The 2,445-nt window shown below is 43.2% G+C and carries 2 protein-coding genes; both read left to right on the top strand.

Annotated elements, in window-relative coordinates; all coding sequences use genetic code 11:
* Positions 1-1,500, top strand: a 1,500-nt coding sequence (locus tag P9B04_RS20780) for a DUF5906 domain-containing protein (RefSeq protein ID WP_342056879.1), incomplete at its 5' end; no start/stop codon positions are given.
* Between the two features lie 163 nt (positions 1,501-1,663).
* Positions 1,664-2,445, top strand: a 782-nt coding sequence (locus tag P9B04_RS20775; protein ID WP_342056878.1) for a pentapeptide repeat-containing protein, incomplete at its 3' end; no start/stop codon positions are given.

Genomic DNA, 2,445 nt, shown 5'->3' with positions numbered 1-2,445 from the left:
GGCGGAAGTGGTAAGTCAACGTTAACTCAATTAGCGATCGCACTTGTTGGAATAGAGAATGTGTTTATCACTGACTTGGAGATTCTTGAAAAGGATAAGTTTGAGACGGCTAATATCAAAGACAAGCTTTTGGTGATTCTCCAGGAGGCAGTTAGCTATAAAGGGGTCAAAAAACTTAAGGCATTGACAGGCGGCGATCGCTTAAGGTTCGAGCAGAAATTTAAGCAGGCGTTAGAAAGTTTCTATCCCAATGCAATGGTGATGATTACCTCGAATGAGCCGATTAAAACTGGGGACTATACCAGCGGATTGTACAGACGAGAAATTCCCTTGTCCATGACCAAGCGTATCCCAGATAAGGAGCAACGGAAACTGATTGGCCATGATCAGGAGAATAATTTAGTAGGGGAATTTGCCCCATTTATCCCAGGGCTACTTAATTGGGTCTTAGAGATGAATCCAGACGAAGCGACTAAGATTATCAAAGACCCCTTTACTCACGCCCCAGGACTCCTTAAAAGCAAGCTGGAGAACTTAATAGACACTAATAGCATCGCAGGGTGGCTAAATGAGAAGGTTGTCTACATCGATGGCTATGAAACGCAGGTCGGATGCAAGTCCCCCTTGAGTGAGTCTAAGGAACACATCTGGTTATACGCCAATTATTGCGATTATTGCTCGTTAACAGGGGTTAATGCCGTTTCCTTGACTCGTTTCTCATATTTACTCTTAGATTTATGTAAGAACCAATTAGGTTTCTCCATTAGGAAAGGAAGAAATACTAAAGGAGCTTTCATCGAGGGGTTAAAAATTCGGGATCACTTAGATGAGGAAAAACTGCCATTGATTGAAGGTCTTTATACTCCCCTAGATTATAGAGGAGATGAAATAGATGGCTTTATGACGGAGAGTATGACGGCTGAAACCAGCACCAATGATGAATCTGACGGGTATGATGGGTTTTCTAGCAGTTCAGAGAAAAATCAATCAACGGCTGTTGCACTTCTAGAAAAACCATCAAGGGTTGTAGAACCTCCTAAAGAAAAAATAGAAGAAACTGAAAATAACCCGTCACAGTCGTCAAGTTCAACATCCGTAACGGTTTCAGAGGAAAAACAAGCCCCCATAACCCATCATAAAATTGTTGGGAGAGATGAGTTGATTGGGAGGATTGATGTAGAAATGGAAAGGTTGGGGTGGACAACAGCGATCGGTAAAGACTACCTGGTTAACCAATATGGGGTAAGTTCTCGCCAGCGTCTAACCGACGATCAGCTGTTGGAGTTTTACCAAAACTTGAAGGGAGCTTCATTGACAGCTAAAGAAACCCCTAAATATGAGATAGGTCAGTTTTTACAAGGCTTCGTCCCCCACCCAATGGGAATGGTTAAGGTTGAGGGGACGGTTGTAGAACAAAATGGCGATCGCTGGTTAAAGGATGAGTCCGGAATTACTTATCCTTTAACGGTAATGGAAGAGGTTAAAAGAATTAAGAATTAAGAAGTCAGAATTTAGAATTATACTGTTTTTAGCTTACTAGCTTCCAATTCTACATTCTAAGTTCTAAATTCTACATTTTTCTTGTCATCTGCCTTCTGCCTTCGTTAAACATAGGTTATAACAATAATCAATCAAGGATTCTGAAAAACAGTGTGAAGACCTCATGAAAGCAACAGAAATACTCCAGAAGTATGGTGAAGGAAAAAGAGATTTCCGCAATCTTAGTTTAAGAGGGCAATCTTTTCGAGGACAAAATCTTTCAGGAGCGGATTTTAGTGGATGTGATATCAGAGGGACTAATTTTAAGGGGGCTAATCTCAAAGGTACTATTTTCCATCAAGCCAAAGCCGGGCTACAAAAACGATGGGTGATTATTCTTGTTTCAATTTCTTGGTTAATTTCAGCATTTTTAGGATTCTTCTCGATTTTTAGTCCTGCATTTATAACTTACTTTTTTCGCTCAGATGCTGAAGAGATAGAGCCAATTTTAGGAATTATTATTATTTTAGTTCTAATTTCTATCTTGATTGCCATTATTCGTCAGGGTTTAAACATCGCCGTAGCCGTAGGCGGAGCCGTAGCCTACGCCTTAGCCGTAGCCTACGCCTTAGCCTTAGCCGGAGACTTCACCGGAGCCTTAGCCGGAGACTTCACCGTAGCCTTAGCCTTAGCCTTAGCCTTAGCCTTAGCCGGAGCCTTAGCCGGAGCCTTAGCCTTAGCCTTAGCCTTAGCCGGAGACTTCACCGGAGCCGTAGCCTTAGCCTTAACTGTAGCCGTAGCCTTAGCCTTAGCCGGAGCCTTAGCCTTAGCCGTAGCCGTAGCCGTAGCCTTAGCCTTAGCCGGAGCCGGAGCCGGAGCCGGAGCCGGAGCCGGAGCCGTAGCCGTAGCCTTAGCTGGAAGTTATTTAGGATGGCGTTCTCTCAGAGGAGATCCAAGAGATAAATG

It is taken from the genome of Crocosphaera sp. Alani8 (assembly GCF_038442745.1).
Classification (GTDB): domain Bacteria; phylum Cyanobacteriota; class Cyanobacteriia; order Cyanobacteriales; family Microcystaceae; genus Crocosphaera.
Note: the sequence above shows the minus strand (reverse complement) of the source record. Positions and strands in the feature narration are given on the sequence as shown.